General features: G+C 68.3%; 14 protein-coding genes. 6 read left to right on the forward strand and 8 right to left on the reverse strand.

The features are described from left to right. Positions 1-42: 42 nt before the first annotated feature. The 5 genes from CHAN_RS13040 to CHAN_RS13060 all read left to right on the forward strand — a co-directional run bounded on the left by CHAN_RS13040 (position 43) and on the right by CHAN_RS13060 (position 6,625). Complete coding sequence (locus CHAN_RS13040) at positions 43-918, forward strand: class I SAM-dependent methyltransferase (RefSeq protein ID WP_290290406.1); 876 nt, start codon at positions 43-45, stop codon at positions 916-918. 327 nt (positions 919-1,245) lie between these two features. Then, positions 1,246-2,481: an acetyl-CoA C-acetyltransferase gene (locus tag CHAN_RS13045; protein ID WP_290290408.1), complete on the forward strand. Its 1,236-nt coding sequence runs from the start codon at positions 1,246-1,248 to the stop codon at positions 2,479-2,481. Positions 2,482-2,587: 106 nt separating this feature from the next. Further along, a complete protein-coding gene (locus tag CHAN_RS13050) occupies positions 2,588-4,792 on the forward strand; it encodes a 3-hydroxyacyl-CoA dehydrogenase NAD-binding domain-containing protein (RefSeq protein WP_290290411.1) in 2,205 nt (734 codons plus the stop codon). Between the two features lie 673 nt (positions 4,793-5,465). Continuing rightward, positions 5,466-6,284: a GDSL-type esterase/lipase family protein gene (locus CHAN_RS13055; RefSeq protein ID WP_290290413.1), complete on the forward strand. Its 819-nt coding sequence runs from the start codon at positions 5,466-5,468 to the stop codon at positions 6,282-6,284. A 62-nt stretch (positions 6,285-6,346) separates the two neighbouring features. Next, the gene (locus tag CHAN_RS13060) at positions 6,347-6,625 is read left to right on the forward strand and encodes a GNAT family N-acetyltransferase (protein WP_290290415.1); all 279 of its coding nucleotides are present in this window, start codon (positions 6,347-6,349) and stop codon (positions 6,623-6,625) included. 56 nt (positions 6,626-6,681) lie between these two features. Here the strand turns inward: CHAN_RS13060 and CHAN_RS13065 are convergent, their stop codons facing one another. After that, on the reverse strand, positions 6,682-8,292 hold the full coding sequence (locus CHAN_RS13065) for an aldehyde dehydrogenase family protein (RefSeq protein WP_290290418.1): 1,611 nt from the start codon (positions 8,290-8,292) through the stop codon (positions 6,682-6,684). Then, positions 8,289-10,478 (reverse strand): choline BCCT transporter BetT, encoded by a 2,190-nt coding sequence (gene betT / locus CHAN_RS13070; protein WP_377748499.1) that lies wholly within the window; start codon positions 10,476-10,478, stop codon positions 8,289-8,291. The genes CHAN_RS13065 and betT overlap by 4 nt, the downstream gene beginning before the upstream one ends. A gap of 236 nt (positions 10,479-10,714) precedes the next feature. Here betT and betA point away from each other — a divergent pair, with 236 nt between their 5' ends. Further along, complete coding sequence (betA, locus tag CHAN_RS13075; RefSeq protein ID WP_290290421.1) at positions 10,715-12,454, forward strand: choline dehydrogenase; 1,740 nt, start codon at positions 10,715-10,717, stop codon at positions 12,452-12,454. A gap of 285 nt (positions 12,455-12,739) precedes the next feature. On the opposite strand, the gene CHAN_RS13080 is transcribed toward betA, so the two are convergent. From CHAN_RS13080 to CHAN_RS13105, 6 genes are all read right to left on the reverse strand, one after another. Next, positions 12,740-13,153 carry a carboxymuconolactone decarboxylase family protein gene (locus CHAN_RS13080; protein ID WP_290290423.1) on the reverse strand — a complete coding sequence of 138 codons (414 nt, stop codon included), beginning with the start codon at positions 13,151-13,153 and terminating at the stop codon, positions 12,740-12,742. Between the two features lie 261 nt (positions 13,154-13,414). Then, positions 13,415-15,646 carry an HNH endonuclease signature motif containing protein gene (locus tag CHAN_RS13085; protein ID WP_290290425.1) on the reverse strand — a complete coding sequence of 744 codons (2,232 nt, stop codon included), beginning with the start codon at positions 15,644-15,646 and terminating at the stop codon, positions 13,415-13,417. A gap of 201 nt (positions 15,647-15,847) precedes the next feature. Then, positions 15,848-17,062, reverse strand: a complete 1,215-nt coding sequence (locus CHAN_RS13090) for a globin domain-containing protein (protein WP_290290427.1) — start codon at positions 17,060-17,062, stop codon at positions 15,848-15,850. Between the two features lie 187 nt (positions 17,063-17,249). Next, entirely contained in the window at positions 17,250-17,690 is a 441-nt protein-coding gene (locus CHAN_RS13095; protein ID WP_048739892.1) for an RrF2 family transcriptional regulator, read from the reverse strand. Positions 17,691-18,061: 371 nt separating this feature from the next. Then, positions 18,062-19,900 (reverse strand): phosphoenolpyruvate carboxykinase (GTP), encoded by a 1,839-nt coding sequence (locus CHAN_RS13100; protein ID WP_290290430.1) that lies wholly within the window; start codon positions 19,898-19,900, stop codon positions 18,062-18,064. A gap of 110 nt (positions 19,901-20,010) precedes the next feature. Continuing rightward, positions 20,011-20,601 carry a DUF6802 family protein gene (locus CHAN_RS13105; protein WP_290290433.1) on the reverse strand — a complete coding sequence of 197 codons (591 nt, stop codon included), beginning with the start codon at positions 20,599-20,601 and terminating at the stop codon, positions 20,011-20,013. Positions 20,602-20,645 lie beyond the last annotated feature (44 nt).

Genomic DNA, 20,645 nt, shown 5'->3' on the forward strand with positions numbered 1-20,645 from the left:
GCCCGGCCTTCGGCGCCGCGGCGGTGGCATAGGGTCATTGACGTGAGTTTCACCCCGCCCGCGCTGTCCGCATTGCGCCCACATTGCACCCTCCGCCGCTCGTTCGGGCTGCTCGACGACTTCAAATACGAGCAGACCGACCCCGACCGCTTCTACGGCCACCTCGCCGAGGACACCGTCGCGCTCCTCGAGGGCATCGCCGCCGGGGCGGGGCTCACCGCATCGGGCAGCGCCGGCGGCGGCGACGGTTCCCGCAGTGCCGGCTTGACGACGGCCGCTGCGGGCGCGGAGACGTCGCAAAGCACGAGCTCCCCCCTGACCGGGACACGGATCCTCGACGTCGGAGGCGGACCGGGGTACTTCGGGCGGGCGTTCGCCGAGCGCGGCGTCGAGTACTACACCTGCGAACCCGACGTCGGCGAGATGGCGGCGGCGGGGATCCGGCTCGACTCGTCCGTGCGCGGCTCCGGCCTGGAGCTGCCGTTCCGCGATGGGGCGTTCGACCTGACGTATTCGTCCAATGTCGCCGAGCACGTCGCCGAACCGTGGCGCATGGGGCGCGAGATGCTGCGCGTCACCGCGCCCGGCGGGCTGGTCGTGTACTCGTACACCATCTGGTACGGGCCGTTCGGCGGCCACGAGATGGGACTGACGCACTACCTCGGCGGCGACCGCGCGCGCCGCATGTACGAGAAGAAGCACGGCAAGCGCCCCAAGAACTACTACGGCGAGTCGCTGTTCGAGGTCGGCTGCGCCGAAGGCATGGCCTGGGGCCGCGAAATGCAGCGCGCCGGCCACGCCGAACTGCTCGCCGCCTTCCCCCGGTACCACCCGTGGTGGGCGTGGTGGATGACCAAGGTGCCCGTGCTGCGCGAGGTCGGCGTGTCGAACCTCGTGCTCGTGCTGCGGAAGAAGTAGGTGGGGGGCGGGATCGGGACTGCGCCGGCGGGTCTGCGCCGCAGAGGCCCATGGTTGCCCGCCCCGGGTGACCGGGCACGCGGTCCGGGTCATGGCGGGGCTGCTCGGCAACATCTGACCGTGCGGCACGGTTAACGGCGATGCGCAAACGAAACCGGCGACCGCCGGCGACACGCGAAAACCGTGCTCAGGGGTGCCGCGAGCCCTTTCGGGGGCACCCGGAACACCGTTAATCACGGTTAATTGGTCTGCGGCGTAGCGGTTTTCAGATATGTCGTTATAGTGACGTGAGACACTCTTCGCCTACATGTGAGGACACGACACACCATGACCAACGCCAGCATCCCCTCGGGTGGCGAGGCCTTCATCTACGAGGCCATCCGCACCCCCCGAGGCAAGGGCAAGAAGGACGGCTCCCTCCACGAGGTCCGCCCGCTGACCCTCCTCGTCGGGCTGATCGAGGAAATCCGACGCCGCAACCCCGGCCTCGACGAAGAACGCATCAACGACATGGTCATCGGCTGCGTCACCCCCGTGGGCGACCAGGGCGCCGACATCGCCCGCACCGCCGCCCTCGCCGCCGGACTGCCCAACCGCACCGGCGGCGTGCAGATCAACCGCTTCTGCGCCTCCGGCCTCACCGCCATCAACCTGGCCAACGCCAAGGTCCGTTCCGGCATGGACGAGCTCGTCCTCGCCGGCGGCGTCGAATCGATGTCCCGCGTGCCCATGATGTCCGACGGCGGCGCCTGGGCCATGGACCCGCAGGCGTCGTTCGCCACCGACTTCGTGCCGCAGGGCATCTCCGCCGACCTCATCGCCTCCCTCGACGGCTTCACCCGCGAGCAGCTCGACCAGCTCGCCGCCACCTCCCACGAGCGCGCGAAGAAGGCCTGGGACGAGGGCCGCTTCAAGGACTCCGTCGTCCCGGTCGTCGACCAGAACGGCCTGACCATCCTCGACCACGACGAGACCGTCCGCCCGGGCACCACCGTCGAGTCGCTCGGCGGCCTGCGCCCCTCCTTCGCCCAGATGGGCGAGATGGGCGGCTTCGACGCCGTCGCCCTGAAGAAGTACACGCAGCTGGAGAAGATCGAGCACCTCCACCACCCCGGCAACTCCTCCGGCATCGTCGACGGCGCGGCCCTCACCCTGGTCGGCACCGAGAAGGCCGGCTCCGACATGGGCCTGACCCCGCGCGCCCGCATCGTCGCCACCGCCGTCAACGGCGTCGAGCCGACGATCATGCTCACCGGCATCGAGCCCGCCGTCCGCGAGGTCCTGGGCAAGGCCGGGCTCGGCGTCGACGACATCGACGTCTGGGAGATCAACGAGGCCTTCGCGGCCGTCGTCCTCCACGCGCAGCAGAAGCTGGGCATCCCCGACGAGAAGCTGAACGTCAACGGCGGCGCCATCGCCATGGGCCACCCGCTGGGCGCCACCGGCGCCATGATCACCGGCGCGGCCATCGACGAGCTGCACCGCACCGGCGGCCGCTACGCGCTGATTTCGCTGTGCATCGGCGGCGGCATGGGCGTGGCCACCATCATCGAGCGGGTCTAGGCCGGATCTCGCCAACCGGATCGGGGCCGGGGCACCGCCCCGGGGAACACCCCGCACACCACCCCGGAACACAACGCAGAACACAGGGATAAAGGGAGATCACCACATGACCGACAACATGTTCCGATGGGACCGCGCCGACGACGGCATCGTCACGCTGACGATGGACGACCCGAACGCGCCCGTCAACACGATGAACCAGACCTTCCAGGACGACCTCCGCGCGACCGCCGCGAAGCTCGAGCAGGAGCTCGCCGACGGCCCGGAGGCGGCGGGGATCAAGGGCATCATCCTCACCTCGGCCAAGAAGACCTTCTTCGCCGGCGGCGACATCAAGCAGATGTCGCAGGTCGGCCCGGAAGACGCCCAGTCGATGTTCGACATGGTGCAGGACATGAAGGAGTCGCTGCGCCGCATCGAGAAGCTGCCCGTGCCCGTCGTCGCCGCCATCAACGGCGCGGCGCTGGGCGGCGGCCTCGAGGTCGCGCTGGCCGCCAACCACCGCATCGCCGCCGACGCCCGCGGCCCGAAGATCGGCCTGCCCGAGGTCACCCTCGGCCTGCTGCCCGGCGCCGGCGGCATCACCCGCGTGGTGCGCATGATCGGCATCCAGGACGCCCTCATGAAGGTCATCCTCACCGGCGCGCAGATGTCCCCGGACAAGGCCCTCAAGGTGGGCCTCGTCGACGAGGTCGCCGACCCGGCGGAGCTCCTCGACCGCGCCCGCGCCTGGCTGCTTTCCGACGACGCCACCGCCGAGCAGCCCTGGGACGTCAAGGGATTCAAGATCCCGGGCGGCGACCCGAAGAACCCCCGCTTCGCCGCGAACCTGCCCTCGTTCCCCGCGAACCTGACCAAGCAGCTCAAGGGCAACCCCATGAAGGCCCCGCGCCGCGCCATGCAGGCCGCCATCGAGGGCGCGCAGGTCGACTTCGACACCGCGCTGACCATCGAGTCCCGCTACTTCACCGAGCTGGTCACCGGCTCGCAGTCGAAGAACATGATGCAGGCGTTCTTCTTCGACCTGAACCACTGCAACGGCGGCGGCTCCCGCCCGCTGCAGGAGGATGGCACGCCGTACCCGAAGACCGAGTTCAAGAAGGTCGCCGTCGTCGGCGCCGGCATGATGGGCGCGGGCATCGCGTACGTCTGCGCCAAGGCCGGCATGGACGTCGTACTCAAGGACATCTCGCTGGAGAACGCCGAGCGCGGCAAGGGCTACTCCGAGAAGCTGGAGGCCAAGGCCCTCGAGCGCGGCCGCACCACCGAGGAGAAGTCGAAGGCGCTGCTGGACCGCATCACCCCGACCGAGTCCTACGACGACCTGTCCGACGTCGACCTGGTCATCGAGGCGGTCTTCGAGAACACCGACCTGAAGCACAAGGTCCACGCAGAGATCGAGGCCGCGGTCCCGAAGACGGCGATCCTGGGCTCCAACACCTCCACCCTGCCGATCACCGAGCTGGCGTCGCACGTCGAGCGCACGGGCGACTTCATCGGCCTGCACTTCTTCTCCCCCGTGGACAAGATGCAGCTGCTGGAGATCATCTCCGGCGACGAGACCGACCCGAAGACCCTCGCCGCGGCGCTGGACTTCGCGGTGCAGATCCGCAAGATCCCGATCGTGGTCACCGACTCCCGCGGCTTCTACACGTCGCGCGTCATCGGCACCGTCATCAACGAGGCGATCCGCATGGTCGCCGAGGGTTACGAGCCCGCCACCGTGGAGGCCGCCGCGCGGCAGGCCGGGTACCCGGCCGCGCAGCTGCAGCTTGCCGACGAACTGAACCTGAAGCTGATGAAGAAGATCAGCGAGGAAAACGAGACCGCCGCCCGCGACCGCGGCGAGTCCATCGACGACGGCGGCGTGTCCACGCTGGTCAACCGCATGCTCGAGGACTTCGACCGCCCGGGCAAGCTCGAGGGCCGCGGCTTCTACGAGTATGAGAACGGCCGCCGCCAGGGGCTGTGGCCGGGCCTGCGCACCGAGCTCGGCGCCGGCTCCATCGACTCCGACGACGTGGTACTGCAGGATCTCATCGACCGCATGCTGTTCATCGAGGCCGTCGAGACCCAGAAGTGCATCGACGAGGGCGTGGTGCTCCACGACGCCGACGCCAACATCGGTTCGATCTTCGGCATCGGCTACCCGGCGTGGACCGGCGGCACCCGCCAGTTCATCAAGAACTACGACGGCACCGGCGCCGACGGCTCCGCCCAGCGCGGCGTCGAGGGCTTCGTCGCCCGCGCCGAGGAGCTCGCGGCGAAGTACGGCGAACGCTTCACCCCGCCGGCGTCGCTGAAGGGCTAGGTTCCCCGAACAGGTTCGCCGACCCCGCTACCCGGCACCGGCCACCGGGCCCCGGCAGCAATGCTCGGTCACCCGGCCCGGCTCCCCGGCGCCACCGATTCCGGCCACCCGCGGCTTCCGCGGGTGGCCGGTTTCTTCGCGTGGGCCCGGGCATCCACGCTGCCGGCCCCGCCAACTTCCGCAGGCCGCACCGCCGCCGGGGTCACGCGAAAATCTGGAGGCGGGCCACTTCACCAAGTCTCCCGATCGCCGAACCTCCCATCCCCCTTCTTCGCCATCCCCCTTCTTCCCCACCCTTTCTTCGCTTTCCCCCTTTCTTTCCGATGCCCATGGCCGGGCGCTTTGCTCCCGGGTAAACTCGCCACGTGTGCCACATGCGACTCATACGGCCCATGAGACGCACATGCCCCATGCGGCACATGGCTCGCGATCGCGATCCGGCCACCACAACCGAATACGCCTCAGGCACGTGCCGCCGACGGCACGCGCCGAACACGCTCCACGACACCCCCGGCACCCCGCCCCAACACGTTCCACCCCGTCGTAAAGCGAAAAGCGGGTGGGCATTTCGCCCGCTCGACTTTTATAACGGCACGGCAACGATTAGGCTGTGCACGTTGTTATCGATGCCGGAATGACCCCGGCCCACCGTCGTCACCACGAAGGCAGCTCAATGCGAATCCGTACCGTTCTGGCCACTCTCGCCGCGACCGCCGTCGCCGCCATCGCCATCCCCGCGGCCCAGGCCGCGCCCGGCAACACCGTCGTCTTCGGCGACTCCCTGCCGGCCAACCCGACCGTCGGCGATTACCTCCAGGGCAAGGCCAACATCCCCGTCCCGGGCGCCCGCGTCAACGACCTGAACTGCGGCACCGACCGGACGTTCACCGAGGCCGTGGGCAACCACAACGGCGGCAACGTCGCCGACTACACCTGCGCCGGCGCCTCCTTCCGCACCGGCGGCATGCGCATCATCGACCAGATCAACCGCGCCGCCGAGACCGGCGCGCTCGACGCCGGCACCAAGCAGGTCGTCATCCTGGCCGGCGCCAACGACACCTACCCGTACATCCTGAACGAGCGCATGCCCATGCCGCAGATCCAGGAAAACCTCCGCGCCGCCGTCCGCGACGCCGTCAACCGCGCCAAGGAGGTCGCCCCGGGCGCCCAGGTCAAGGTCGCCGGCTACCCGACCATCTCCGGCCCGAACGGCGAGGTCTGCCTGGTCAACACCGGCGGCGTCGGCATCCCGACCCCGGCCGTCAACCTCTCCGAGATCGAGGCCGGCCTCGACGCGGGCCTGCAGCAGGGTGCCGCCGACGCCGGCGGGCGCTTCATCAACCTCAAGGACGTCACCGCCGGCCACGGCACCTGCGACCGCGAGAACTGGGTCGTGGGCATCGTCGACGACAAGATCGGCAACTACAACCTGTTCCTCCACATGACCACCCACGGCCTGTCGGTGGTCGGCGACCACCTCGGCCGCGCGTAGCGCCGCACGGCACGGGCTTGACGACGGCCCGCGCGCACCGTGAATCGGGCATCATCCGAAAGATGACCGCCCACCCGCGCACCCGCCCCGCCATCCGCAAGGATGCCGGGGCGATTCGCGTTCTCGAGGCCGCCGCGAACATCGCGCGGCGGCGGGGGAAAACCGCGCTGACGCTGACGACCTTCGCGGACGTGCCCTGGAACGGGCCGCTGTACCGCAGGTTGGGTTTCGGGGAACTCGACGAGGGAGCCCTCCCCGGCCCCCTTGCAGCCGCCCGCGCCCGGGAAACCGCGGCGGGGCTGGACGCCGAACCGCGCATCGCAATGCGACGCGCGGTGTAGGCGGCGACCCGGGGCCTCCGGGGCCGGGTGCGGCGCCCAGAACCGTGCGTGACCGCCTAGCGGCGGTCCTCGAACCAGCCCGTCACCGCCGGCGCGGTGTTCTGGTAGATGTGCTTCTGCTCCGTGTACTCCTCGAAGCCCGTCTCGCCCAGCTCCCGGCCGAAACCGGACTGGCCCATGCCACCCCACTCCGCCTGCGGCAGGTACGGGTGGAAATCATTGATCCAGATCGTGCCGTGGCGCAGCTTCCGGGCCACGCGCTCCGCACGCGACGCATCCGTGGTCCACACCGCGCCCGCCAGGCCGTAGATCGTGTCGTTGGCGATCTCGATGGCCTCGGCTTCCGTGGAGAACGTCTCCACCGTGACGACCGGCCCGAAAGCCTCATCGTGCACGCAATCCATCTCCCGGGTGCAACGGTCGATGACGGTGGGCTCGTAGAACCAGCCGTCGTCAAGCTTCGCCGACCCGTCCGCCGACGGACCCGTCGCAACCGCCCCACCGCAACGCACTCGCGCGCCCTGCTCGCGGGCGCGGTCGACGTACGCGGCGACCTTCTCGCGATGCTGCTCCGAAATGAGGGCGCCGGTCTCCGCTTTCTCATCGAACGGGCCGCCCAAGGCGATGTGCCGCGCGCGCTCTGTGAGATCGTCGACGAACTTCTCCGCGATCGACTCCTCCACGATGATGCGCGCACCCGCCGAACAAACCTGCCCGGAATGGACGAACGCGCCGTTGAGGGCATTGTCCAACGCGGCCTCGTAATCGGCGTCCGCGAAAATGACGTTCGGGTTCTTGCCGCCGAGCTCCAGCGCGATCTTCTTCACCGTCTTCGACGCCTCCGCCGCGATCACCCGGCCCGTGACCAGACCACCCGTGAAGGACACCATGTCCACACGCGGATCCGACGACAGCGGGGCACCCGCCTCGGCGCCCGCGCCGGTCACCAGGTTGGCGACGCCCTTGGGCAGGCCGAGTTCGTCGAGAAGCTCCAGCAGGAGGATCGACGTGTGCGGCGTCAGCTCCGCCGGCTTGAGCACGAACGTGTTGCCCGCACCCAGGCACGGCGCGACCTTCCACGCGACCTGCAGCAACGGGTAATTCCACGGCGTGATCAGGCCGCAGACGCCCACCGGCTCACGCACCACGCGCGACGCAACCGTCGGATCGCCGGCATCGACGACGCGGCCCGCATCCAACCCGGCGAGCTTCCCGAAATACTTGAAGCAGGCGATGATGTCGTCCATGTCCGCCTCGGACTCCGGCAGGCGCTTGCCCGTGTCCAGGGACTCGGCGCGCGCGAACTCGTCGCGGCGCTTCTGGATGCCATCCGCGACCTTCAGCAACAGCTCCCCGCGATCGAAGGCCGTCCACGCCGACCAGGAATCCTCGCCATCGGCGTCGAAAGCCGCGCGGGCGGCCGCGATCGCGCGCTCGGTGTCGGCGGCCGCGGCCTCCGACACGTCGGCCACGCGGTTGCCGTCCGCCGGGCACGTGATGGTGCGGGTCTCGCCCGACGCCGCGGGGCCCCAGGTGCCGTCGATGTACAGCGTTGCGGGGGCGGCGGCGCCCGTGGGATTGGCGGTGGCGGGGGTGGTGCCGGTGTCGGCGGGGGTGGTGCCGGTGTCGGCCGTGTCCGCGTCGGTTTCGGTGTTTGCGTCGCTCATCGGTTCTCCTTCGCGTTGGCGTTGGTCGTGTCGGTGACGTAGTCGTCGGTCCACTCGCGGACGGGGTCGGCGGAGTCGGACATGTCCGAGTTGCCGGGAAGATCGGCCTGCATGTGCAGGAACTCCAGATGCCGCTCGTACAGATCCAGGACGTCTTCGATGATCTGCGTCCCTGTGTACCCGTAAACGTCGTAACCCAGCGACCCGGTCAGCGTGAACACCTCGAGGCGGTGGTACGTCACGTCGGCGTCCCGGTCCAGGTGAATGCGGCCGGCGAACGACGGCGTCGGGTGCTCCGTGGGATAGACCTGGTAGCGGAAATCACGCTCGTCGCCGAAGCGGACGAGCAGATCCAGCTGGTCGATGCCGATGTCCTCGACGACGCTGCGGGTGAGGGTGACGTCGGCGCCGCGCTCGCGGATGGCCTGCGCGACCTCCGTCAGCGCCGGGGCGACGACCTCGTCGACGTGGCGGCGGGTCTGGCGCTTGCCGGGGAACGTCATGGCGCGCGTCAGGCGCTGGCGCCAGTTGCCGCCCGCGCCGTCGGCCCGGCCGGAGATGGCGCCTCGGATGGTCCGCGTCGCGGAGTCCTTCTGCAACATCTCCAGGCGCAGGGACTTGAACAGGCCGTACATGATCAGGTAGATGACCACCGCGAACGGCAGGCCCATGACGATCGTCGCCGACTGCAGCGTCGGGATGCCGCCGACGAAGAGCATGGCGATGGTCAGGACACCGACCACCACAGCCCAGAAGATGCGCGACCACGCCGCCCCGTCCTGGCGGGTGTCGGTGATCTTCGAGGTGAAGTTGCTCATCACCAGCGCGGCGGAGTCCGCCGAGGTGATGTACAGCAACAGGCCGATCAGCGACGCGACGCCCGCGACCACCATGCCGGCCGGGTACTGCTCGAGCAGCAGGTAGAACGCGCGCTCCGGCATGTCGACGGCCATCTGCCCGAACTCGTCGTCCCCGCCGAGGACCAGATCGAGGGCGGAGTTGCCGAACACGGACACCCACAGCAGCACGAAAACGAACGGGATGGTCAGCGTGCCCACGATGAACTGCCGCAGGCTGCGGCCGCGCGAAATGCGCGCCAGGAACAGGCCGACGAACGGCGCCCACGCGACCCACCAGGCCCAGAAGAACAGGGTCCACGAGTTCATCCACTCCTGCGCGTCGGAGAACGCGTAGGTGTCCATGGTCATGGACGGGAACTTGGACACGTACTCGCCGATGTTCATGACCAGCGCATCGAACAGGAACGCGGTGCGGCCGGTGACCAGGATGTACAGCATCAGGCCGATGGCCAGGCCGACGTTGAACTCCGACAGGCGGCGGATGCCCTTGTCCACGCCCGACACCGCCGAAATCGTGGCCACGAACACGGCGACGACGATCAGCGCGATCTGCATCGGGATGTTCTCGGGCAGGTCGAACAGGACCTTCAGCCCGTAGTTCAGCTGCACGACGCCGATGCCCAGCGACGTGGCCACGCCGAAGACGGTGCCGAGCATCGCGGCGATCTCGACGGCATCGCCCGCCGCCCCGTGGATGCGCTTGCCGATGATCGGGTACAGCGCGGACCTGATGGTCAGCGGCATGTTCAGGCGGTAGGCGAAGTAGCCGAACGCCATGCCCATCAGCGCATACAGCGCCCACCCCGTGATGCCGTAGTGGAACAGGGTGAACACGACGGCCTGGCGGGCGGCCTCGATGGTCTCCGGGTCGCCGGCCGGCGGGCCGTAGAACTGGGCGACCGGCTCCGCGACCGAGAAGAACAGCAGGTCGACGCCGATGCCGGCGGCGAAGAGCATCGACGCCCACGAAAACAGGTTGTACTGCGGTTTCGCGTGGTCCGGGCCGAGCTTGACGTGGCCCGCCTTCGACACGGCGATCCAGATCATGAACAGCACCGCGACGGTGGCGGTGACCACGTAGAACCAGCCGAGATTCTCCGACACGGCGGAGACGATCGCGGCCAGGGTGTTCGCGGCGTTCTCGCGCGCGAAAATCGCCCACAACGCGATCGCGATGATGCCGGCACCGGAAACCAGGAACACCGGCAGGTTCACCGGCGGCGATTCCGGCGGCCCGGCTTGCGATGCGGGACCGTAGGGGCTGTGCCGCTCGGGGGCGATTGAGCTTGCCGACGGCTCACGGGCCGGTGATGGACGTTCATTCATAAGAAATATCCCTCGTTTGACTCATGACCGTTCAAGTGTAGGCCGTTAATCAAATCGACCCATGTGACCAGCCGCATATACGGTGATAATCATCACGCTGACCAGCGACGATGACGCGGCGCGGCAACTTGACACTACTGGGCAAGTTGGCACGGGCCGCCGAGGTCATGTCATCCTTTGGGGGAACCCGCTGCGTGACAGCGCACCCCCGCTACCCCACGACATCCGGAGGAAACATGCCCGCATTCCCCTTCTCCCGCCGCCGGAAGAACTCCGCCGACGGACCCGTCGAGCACAAGGACATCGTCATCGTCGGCGCCGGCTCCGCCGGTTCCGTCCTGGCCAACCGCCTCTCGGACGACTTCACCACCTCCGTCCTCGTCCTCGAGGCCGGCCGCATGGACTCGCTGTGGGACCTGTACATCCACATGCCGTCGGCGTTCTCGTTCCCCATCGGCAACCGCTTCTACGACTGGGCCTACGAATCCGAACCCGAACCGGAGATGAACGGGCGCCGCATCTACCACGCCCGCGGCAAGGTCGTCGGCGGCTCCTCGTCCATCAACGGGCAGATCTACCAGCGCGGCAACCCCATGGACTACGAAAAGTGGGGCGCCCGCGAAGGCCTCGAAGAGTGGGGCTGGAGCAACGTCCTGCCCTACTTCAAGCGCATGGAAAACGCCCTCGGCTCCGACCCGGATGACCCCCGCCGCGGCCACGACGGCCCGCTGCGCATGAAGCGCGGACCGGCGGACTCCCCGCTGTTCAAGGCCTTCTTCAAGTCCATCGAGCAGGCCGGCTACCACTACACCCCCGACGTCAACGGCTACCGCCAGGAAGGCTTCGGCCCCTTCGACGCCAACATCGACGGCGGCAAGCGCCTGTCGGCGTCGCGCGCCTACCTCCACCCCGCGCTCAAGCGCCCGAACGTCGAACTGCGCACCCGCGCCCACACCACCCGCATCCTCTTCGAAGGCACCAAGGCCGTCGGCGTCGAATACCGCAAGGGCGGCCGACTGCACCAGGTCCGCGCCGACAAGGTCATCCTGGCCGGCGGCGCATTCAACTCGCCCCAGCTCCTCCAGCTGTCCGGCGTGGGCGACAAGGACCTGCTGAACAAGGTGGGCATCAACGTCGTCAAGCACCTGCCCGGCGTCGGCGAAAACCTGCAGGACCACCTCGAGGTCTACGTCCAGTACAACTGCACCAAGCCCGTCAGCTCCCAGCCGTACCTGGAGAAGTGGCGCTGGCCGTTCATCGGCCTGCAGTGGATCCTGACCAAGAAGGGCCCCGTGGCCACCTCGCACTTCGAAGGCGGCGGCTTCGCCCGCTCCAACGAAAACGAGGCCTACCCCAACCTCATGTTCCACTTCCTGCCGCTGGCCATGCGCTACGACGGCACGAAGCCCGAAGGCGACCACGGCTTCCAGTTCCACGTCGGCCCCATGTACTCCGACGCCCGCGGCCACGTGCGCATCACGTCCTCGGACCCGATGAAGAAGCCCGAGATCCTGTTCAACTACCTCTCCACCGACCAGGACCGCCGCGAATGGGTCGAGGCCATCCGGACGTCCCGCAAGCTGCTGGACACCCCCGCCATGCGCGAATACTGGGACGTCGAAACCTCCCCCGGCGCCGACGTCGAAACCGACGAACAGATCCTCGACTGGGTCCGCCGCGACGCCGAGACCGCACTGCACCCGTCCTGCACCTGCGTCATGGGCCCCGAGTCCGACGAAATGGCCGTCGTGAACCCCGACACCATGGGCGTCCACGGCACCGAAGGCCTCTACGTGGTCGACGCGTCCGTGCTGCCCGGCATCACCAACGGCAACATCTACGCCCCGACCATGATGATCGCCGAGAAGGCCGCCGACCTCATCGCCGGAAAGACCCCGCTCGAGCCGCTGGACCTGCCCTACTACCGGGCCGGCCACGGCGACCCGCTCGACCCGCCGGAGGCTGCGGCCAAGTAGCCGGGCAGTTTGGGTCAAACGCGTTGGGTCGCGCTCGGCAGAATCGGGTTCGGCAGGTCGGCTCAGGAATGTCGGGCCCGGCAAGTCGGCTCAGGTTTGTCGGGACCGGCAAGTCGGCTCTGGAAGGTCGGGCCGGCAGGTCGGATCCGTTAGACCGGCTTCAGCAAGTCGGGTCCGGCGGTCCAGCTGAGCCGGCCCAGTAAAACGCTCGGGCGGCAACGGATCCCCCATCCGTTGCCGCCCGTTTTCGGCGTCTGACGCCGACCGGCTCGCGCCAAGCGCGCCTTACTCGCCCTGCAGCGGGCCGAGTTCCTCCACCAGAACCTCCTGGACGACCTTCATCGCGGACAGTGCCGCGGGGGCACCGCAGTAACCGGCGGTGTGGATGACGGCCTCCGTGATTTCCTCGCGGGACAGGCCGTTGCGCAGACCACCGCGGACGTGACCGCGCAGCTCGCCGGTGGCGCGCAGGGCCACGAGCATCCCGATGTTGAGCAGGCTGCGGTCGCGATTCGCCAAGCCATCGCGGGTCCACACGGAACCCCAGACCGTCTCCGTGATGTGCCGCTGGAGACCCTCGCCGTCGGTGCCGGCGTTGCGCTCGAGTGCGGCGTCGACGAAGTCGTCGCCCATCACCTCGCGGCGGACGCGAATGCCGGCGTCGAAACGGCCATCTTCGGTGGAATTCTGATCGGTCATGTGAATCGTGCCCCTCGTCGTGTGGATCGCCTGCGCCGGCGGCGCCGTTGATGCCGTCTGCACCGCGGTGGCGGTGGGCACCACGGGCGCGGTTGGTACCTGCTGCGGCGAGTTCGCCGCCGGGTTCGTGGGCGTCGACCACGTCCGGTTGCACCATCTGCGCCATGGGCGAATTGTGATCGGTTCATTATCATCACATCGCGCCGCGGTTGTCCGTTCGGACACCCCCTTTTCGAGTGCACCTCGTCACCCCGCCGAGGCTCATCGCCACAGGGTCCCGCGCGCTTCCTCCATTTCGCGCCGCTCCTTCTGGTACTTCGCCCACCACGTTGCGCTCCATCCGGGCGATTTCCTGGCGGCGGGAGAATCGTTGAACTCCGGAGCTTTCCCGGGGAACCGGTGCCCCGCGCGCCCCGTATCCCTCGGGTGCGTGGCGTGCCCGCAGCCGGGAGCGGATTTGGTGTCGTCGTTCTCGCGGTGATGCTCGGGGCAACGGTAAGTCAGATTGTCGATGTCGGTGCCTCCCCCATTTGCCCAGTCGTCGATGTGGTGCGTTTCGCAATCGATCGCCGGCTTTTCGCAGCCCGGGTACGTGCACACGGTTTCCGAGGCGAGGAGGGCAATCCGCTGACACAGGCTCGCGGTGCGCCGCGACCGCCCCAGTTGCAGGGGCCTGCCCGCGAGGTCATCGAGTTCCGCCAGCCACGAGTACGTGTCGGCGCCGAGCGACAGCAGCTCCTCCAGCGTGAGGTCAATGCCCGTATTCGTCGGGAACCGCTTTCGATCCAACCGCTTCGCCTTCAGTTCCTCATCCAGTTCCGACGCGCGTATCGCGACGACCACGGCCCCCACTCCCGGCAACTTCTTCCCCAACGGTTTGGCGCTGCCCGAAAACAGGTCCGCGACGAACGGGCATTGCTCCGGATCCCACCATGGCGAGTCGGTTCGCACCCACCGCAGCAGCCCCTGCTCCGGCCCACCCGGCCCACGGGTTCCCCGCGACGGCTGCCCATCCGGCGCCTTCTCATTCGGCGGGTGCGTCCGGCGCTGCGGTTGACCCGGTGGCTGCGTGTCCGGCGACTTCTCATTCGGTGGGTGCGTGCGTCGCCGCGATTGCTCCGGGGACTGCGCGTCCGGCGGCAACTCTCCCGGTGCCCATGCGCCCGATGGCTGCGGTTCGGGTGACCGTCCACCCGCGGGCGGGTCCCCATCGAAGCCGCCACCGGATTCGGCATGGCTTTTCTGCTTTGCGACGCCGCCGGCATCCCAATTGCCGCCATCGTCCCCGAAGCCACCGGCATCCCAATTGCCGCCATCGTCCCCGAAGCCACCGGTTTCCCAATTGCCGCCATCACCACCACCGTCGGCCCATTCCGGCCCGGCGAGGATGTTCACCATGATGTGGTGGAGTGCATGAACCCGCCGTTGGCCGACCGTCCGGAAGTCGGAGGTCCCCTCGGGCAAGTCCATGAACATCCCCGGCGCGGCGTTGACGTGCATGGCCGCGTTGACCAGAGCGGCCGTCGGCGCGGGCAACAGCGCGGTCATCCTGCACATGCCGTTGACATCCGGAGCGTGGACGGTCAGATACGCCTTCGATGCGCCGGCCTTTTCCTTCGACTTCCGTTTGCGCAGATGAGGTTCCGCTTCGGACGACATCATGGGGAGGAATCCCGCGGCCTTCGTCTCATCGACCTTGTCGGCGATGGCGTCGGCCACCTTCTCGACCATCCCGTGCTCCTGCCCGTCGAAGGCACCGAGAAACCTGTTCAGCTGCCGTGAGCGTTCGATGGGGAAGTTGCCCTTGCGCGCGGACGCTTCCAGGGACGCCGCGATTTCCCGGCGCTTTTCCTGAAGCTCGGCTCTCGCGGCTATTTCCTCGGCGTTTGCCTCCGGGGGAGGGTCAGGGTCCGGCTGCGGCCGGAGCGTGTCGCGGTACTCGATGATGTGCGCCGCCTGCGAGTCGGTGCAGTCCAAGATTCGGCGGAGGTAGGACTTTGCGGTGGCCCTCCCTCCCAGCCTCCGGTGCGCCTCGACGGTGAGCGCGACGTCGGCGAAGAGCCCGAGGACGGCGTCGGACTGGCGCAGGAACAGGAAGAACTTGGCCATCGCACCTTCGAGCCGGTCATATCCCGGATCCCCGGCGTCGGTGATTTCCGATCGAAGGTCGAGCGCCACCAGCTGCGAGACGATGCCGCCCAGCTCACGAACGAGCCGTTCCGCCCGGATCCCGGTCGACTCGTTTGACTCGGGTGTGCCGGGCGGCCCCATTAAGCCCCAGTCGGGCCGTTCGCTTAGCGCCGCTCCCGCCCCAGTGCCCACCACGCTGCCGGAATCAACGTCGGCTCCCTTGTCCGAACCATCGTCCGCTCCGGCACCGGGCCCATCGCTTGCTCCAGCGACGGGAGCGACGCCGGCCTCACCTCCAGAATCGATCCCGGCACGAGCGCCAACTCCGACGCCCGAGCCACACTCGCCTTCATTTTCGGACACGACCCCTCCCGAACTCCATGATCCCCGCATCACGTGAACGTTTGTTCCAACGCCCACGATAAGCGTCCGAACAGCCCTTCGCCACCCGGACACGACAATCACGGTCCCCCAGGTCAAATGACAAGCGACGCCCGCCCGCCCCGAACAACCGCTCGGGACGAACGGGCGCCGCAAAGGCACCTCAGGCCGGAGCCCTACACGTCACGCATCCAGCAGCCAGTCGTTGGGGCTGAACAGCTCGAAGTGGATGCGGGCACGGTCGACGCCGCGCTCGGCGAGCTGGCCTCGGACGTGCTGCAGGAAGCCGTTTCCGCCGCAGATGTAGAACTGCGCGCCCTCCGGCAGCTCGACGCCGCCATTGTCGGACAGGTCCATGAATTCCGGCTCGTACCAGCGCTTCTCGGAACCGTTGACCAGAGCCTCGACCGCGGCCCCACGCTCCGCGCCGAGCGCGTCGGCCGCCTCCGACCGGTCGGCATGGCAGGACAGCACCCGGCGCTCCGACCCGTTGGCGGCGAGGAAGTTGAGCATGCCGACCATCGGCGTCGCGCCGATGCCGGCGGACACCAGCACCACCGGCTCATCCGAGTCCACGTCGAGCACCAGATCCCCCGCGGGCAGGGAAGTCTCGATCTCATCGCCGACACGCACGTCGTCGCACAGCTTGTTGGACACCTCGCCGGCGGGCAGGTTCGCGAGTTCATCGGCGGGCACGCGGCGGACGGCGAACTTCAGCACGCCCTCGCCCGGCACGCCGACCAGCGAGTACTGGCGCAGCTGGCGCGCGCCATCCGCCATCGTCTGCCGCACGGAAATGTACTGCCCCGGCTCAAATCCGGGCAGCTCCGTCCCCTTGCCGCGCACGCCGAACACGACGACGTCGTCGCTCAGATCCTCCCGCGAGACGACCTCCGCCGCGCGGAACACGTCTCCGGGGGCGACGCCGGACTCGTCGTAAAGCTGCTTTTCGAAGTCCACCAGAACGCGCTGCATTTCCAGGTACACCGCATCCCACGCATCGCGGACGGCGCCCTGGAACACCTCGGGGGTCAGGACCTCCTCGATGGCGTCGAACAGGTGGCGGTGGACGATGGGGTACTGCTCCTCGACGATGCCGACGGAGATGTGCTTGTGGCCGATGCGCGCCAGCAGCTCTTCGGGGGCGGGGGCATCGGGGTCGACGAGCGTGGCGGCGAACGTGGCCACGGAGGCGGCGAGCGCCTTCTGCTGCGCGCCCTGCTTCTGATTGCCGCGATTGAAGGTGTCGGCGAGCAGCTCCGGATGGGCGGTGAACATGCGGCGGTAGAAGTTCGGGGTGATATCGCCGATGTTCGCGCCGACGACGGGCAGCGTCTGGCGGATGATCTCCGCCTGCTCGTCGGTGAGGCCGGTTTTTTTGACGTCGATGGTGGCCATGGGTGCTCCCTGTGGGATGTCGGGGTGGGGGTCGCCGACAACGCTAGCACCTAATGCGCATCTGCTTTGCGCATTAACCGGAGCGGGGGTAACGGGCCAGGTGGGACGGTCAAAAAACAGCTGGCCCTTGCTTTGCGACGGCCACCCCCGCCGCCACCGAGGAGAGTGGAGAATTCCCCCGGGAGCGCTATTCGGGCTTGCCCACGCCGAGCAGCTGGAGCGGCGTTCCCGCGCCGCGGTCCGGCACGAGATCGCGGATGGTGATGGGGTCGAGGTGCGCGAAGAACGCCTCCTGGGCGCCCGCGAGCGCGCCGCGCAGCCGGCAGCCGGGCAGCAGCGGGCAGTTCGTGCCGACGCAGTCGACGACCTCGCCGCCCTCCAGTTCGCGGAGGATATGCCCCACGGAGCGATCCAGGGCACCGTCGGCGAGGTAGATGCCGCCATAGCGCCCCTTGACGGCGGTGACCAGCTCCATTTCGACGAGTTTGGTCACGACCTTCGCCACGTGGGCCCGCGACGCATTGAGCTCGTCGGCCACCGCCCCCGCGGTGAATTTCCGCCCGGGTTCGCCCGCCGCCATGCGCATGATGATCCGGAGGCTCAGGTCGGAGAACACCGTGAGCTGCATGTCGGGCACAACCTCTCTGGTCACGAAAGCGGGCGCGGCGCGGATTCGGGCGGCGCGTGCGATCCGGCGCTCGGGGCCCGCCGGGCTTTCGCTGCCAGTGACTTTATCCGAACCCCAGCTGCGTAAATAGCCCCCGAGCATGTCTTTTTCGTCACGCGTCGATGAATCGTGCCAAATGTACCCGACCGGGTATCCGGCCACACCCATTACCCCCACCCGTACCGGGCCGGCGGCATGCGGTACCCCCGGCCTCGCGCGGCACCCCCGGCAACAGAACACGCCCCTCCCTCCGCCGGCGCGATGCCGGCGTCGGAAGGGGCGATCCTGGACGCGTATTGCGAACCGGGCGGGCCCGGCTCACCGAAGGCGAATCACTTCTTGGTCTCGCGCTCCTTGATGCGGGCCTTCAGGGCCTCGAGCTCGTCCCACATCTCCTGCGGCATGCGGTCGCCGAGGGACTTCAGCCATTCCTCGTTGTCCGCGATGTCGCCCTGCCACTTCTCGGCCGGGGCCTTCAGGGCTTCCTTGACGTCCTCGATCGGGGTGTCCAGGCCGGTGAGGTCCAGGTCCTCGGCGCGGGCGGTCTTGCCCACGACGGTTTCCTTGGCCTCGACGCGGCCCTCGATGCGGTCGATGATCCACTTCAGGACGCGCGAGTTGTCGCCGAAGCCCGGCCACAGGAAGCGGCCGTCGTCGCCGCGGCGGAACCAGTTGACCAGGAAGACGGACGGCATGTTGTCGCCGCCCTTCTTGCCCATGTCGACCCAGTGCTGCAGGTAGTCGCCGACGTTGTAGCCGATGAACGGCAGCATGGCCATCGGGTCGTGGCGCAGCGAGCCGACCTTCGCCTCGGCGGAGGCGGCGGTCTGGCCGGAAGCCAGGGTCGCGCCGATGAAGGTGGCGTGGTTCCAGGACAGGGCCTCGGTCACCAGCGGCACGGTGTCGGGGCGGCGGCCGCCGAACAGGATGGCGTCGAGCGGGACGCCCTTCCAGTCGTTGAACTCCGGAGCCGCGACCGGGCACTGCGCGATCGGGGTGCAGTAGCGGGAGTTCGGGTGCGAGGACAGCTCATCGGAGTCGGGGGTCCAGTCGTTGCCCTTCCAGTCGATGAGGTGCTCCGGCTTGCCTTCCAGGCCCTCCCACCAGACGTCGCCGTCATCGGTGAGCGCGACGTTGGTGAAGATGGAGTTGCCCTTCTCCAGGGTCTTCATCGCGTTCGGGTTGGAGTCGTAGTTGGTGCCGGGGGCGACGCCGAAGAAGCCGTTCTCCGGGTTGACGGCGTACAGGCGGCCGTCCTCGCCGAACTTCAGCCAGGCGATGTCGTCGCCGACGACCTCGGCCTTCCAGCCCTCGATGGTCGGGGTCAGCATGGCCAGGTTGGTCTTGCCGCAGGCCGACGGGAACGCGGCGGCGACGTAGTAGACCTTGTCCGACGGGTCGGTGAGCTTCAGGATGAGCATGTGCTCGGCCATCCAGCCCTCTTCCTTGGCCATGACCGAGGCGATGCGGAGGGCGTAGCACTTCTTGGCCAGGATGGCGTTGCCGCCGTAGCCGGAGCCGTAGGACCAGATTTCCTTGGTCTCGGGGAAGTGCGTGATGTACTTGGTGTCGTTGCACGGCCAGGTGGAGTCTTCCTCGCCCTCGGCCAGCGGCGCGCCCACGGAGTGCAGGGCGTGGACGAAGTCGCCGTCCTTGCCGATCTTGTCCAGCGCGTCCTGGCCCATGCGGGTCATGATGCGCATCGACAGCACGACGTACTCCGAGTCGGTGAGCTGGACGCCGAGCTTCGGCGACGGGTCATCGATCGGGCCCATGCAGAAGGGGACGACGAACATGGTGCGGCCCTTCATGGAGCCGCGGTAATGCTCGAGCATCTCCTCCTTCATCTTGGCCGGGTCCGCCCAGTTGTTGGTCGGGCCGGCGTCCTCCTCCTTTTCGGAGCAGATGAAGGTGCGGGACTCGACGCGGGCGACGTCGGCCGGGTTGGAGCGCGCCAGGAAGGAGTTGGGGCGCTTCTCCTCGTTGAGCTTGATGAACGTGCCCTTGTCGACCAGGTCCTGGGAAAGGCGGTCCCACTCCTCCTGGGAGCCGTCGGCGAAGACGACCTTGTCCGGGGTGGTGAGCTCTGCGACCTCGGCGATCCACCTGAGCAGCTCGGCGTTCTCGGTCGGGGCCTGCCCCTGCAGACCCGGGATGGAAGGTGCGGACATCTGTTCTCCTGACTATGGATTTCGCGTCTCGTTATCAGGCTACCGTCGCTCATCTAAACTTGCCGCCGACGAACGTGAGACGAACCCCACAGCGATCCTTTTGGGGAAGATCACGCCCAGCGGCCCCTTTCGCCCCGTTCCCATTCATGAACGCCCCAGGTCGCAGGGCCGCCCGGCTTTGCGACGGGATCGGCGCCCACCCCCGAGGGGGTGCCCCCGGAACTTTCCGCCCCCGTTCCCGAGGCCGCGGTCCACGTCTCGTACGTCCCATCGAACAGGACCGTGGTGACGTGATCGACTGTGCCATCTCCGTCGATGTCCGAGTAGATGCTCAGGCCCCGGTCGTCGGCGAGCGTGACGGAATCGGCGACGCCGTCCCCGTCGGCGTCCGCGGAGACCGGCCCGATGTCGAAGTACTCGCCGCCGATGCGCAGGATCATCCCGTCGCCGGTCGCCCCCGCAACGCCTCCGGCACCCGCCACGGTGCCCACCGTGCCATCCACCCCGATGGTGCCCGCCATCCCCTCCGCGCCAGCGGCACCCGCCATGCCCGCTTCTAATGGGTCGATCGCGGCGAGGTCGCCGAGACCGCACGCCGCCGCGGGCCCGGCGCCGCCGCCGATGCCGGTGCCGGTGCCGTCGATCCCGCCGGTTCCGTCGGCGCCGTGGCTTCCGGGGCCCCCGAAGATTCCGTCCATCATTTCCTTCTCCTACTCGACCTCATATTCGGCCTCTGCATATTCGG

The sequence above is a fragment of the Corynebacterium hansenii genome (assembly GCF_030408795.1).
Classification (GTDB): Bacteria; Actinomycetota; Actinomycetes; order Mycobacteriales; family Mycobacteriaceae; genus Corynebacterium; species Corynebacterium hansenii.

Coding starts and splice junctions, on each gene's coding strand:
- CHAN_RS13045 (WP_290290408.1), top strand. CDS start 1,246: ATGACCAACGCCAGCATCCCCTCGGGTGGCGAGGCCTTCATCTACGAG.
- CHAN_RS13050 (WP_290290411.1), top strand. CDS start 2,588: ATGACCGACAACATGTTCCGATGGGACCGCGCCGACGACGGCATCGTC.
- CHAN_RS13055 (WP_290290413.1), top strand. CDS start 5,466: ATGCGAATCCGTACCGTTCTGGCCACTCTCGCCGCGACCGCCGTCGCC.
- CHAN_RS13060 (WP_290290415.1), top strand. CDS start 6,347: ATGACCGCCCACCCGCGCACCCGCCCCGCCATCCGCAAGGATGCCGGG.
- CHAN_RS13065 (WP_290290418.1), bottom strand. CDS start 8,292: ATGAGCGACGCAAACACCGAAACCGACGCGGACACGGCCGACACCGGC.
- betT (WP_377748499.1), bottom strand. CDS start 10,478: ATGAATGAACGTCCATCACCGGCCCGTGAGCCGTCGGCAAGCTCAATC.
- betA (WP_290290421.1), top strand. CDS start 10,715: ATGCCCGCATTCCCCTTCTCCCGCCGCCGGAAGAACTCCGCCGACGGA.
- CHAN_RS13080 (WP_290290423.1), bottom strand. CDS start 13,153: ATGACCGATCAGAATTCCACCGAAGATGGCCGTTTCGACGCCGGCATT.
- CHAN_RS13090 (WP_290290427.1), bottom strand. CDS start 17,062: ATGGCCACCATCGACGTCAAAAAAACCGGCCTCACCGACGAGCAGGCG.
- CHAN_RS13095 (WP_048739892.1), bottom strand. CDS start 17,690: ATGCAGCTCACGGTGTTCTCCGACCTGAGCCTCCGGATCATCATGCGC.
- CHAN_RS13100 (WP_290290430.1), bottom strand. CDS start 19,900: ATGTCCGCACCTTCCATCCCGGGTCTGCAGGGGCAGGCCCCGACCGAG.
- CHAN_RS13105 (WP_290290433.1), bottom strand. CDS start 20,601: ATGATGGACGGAATCTTCGGGGGCCCCGGAAGCCACGGCGCCGACGGA.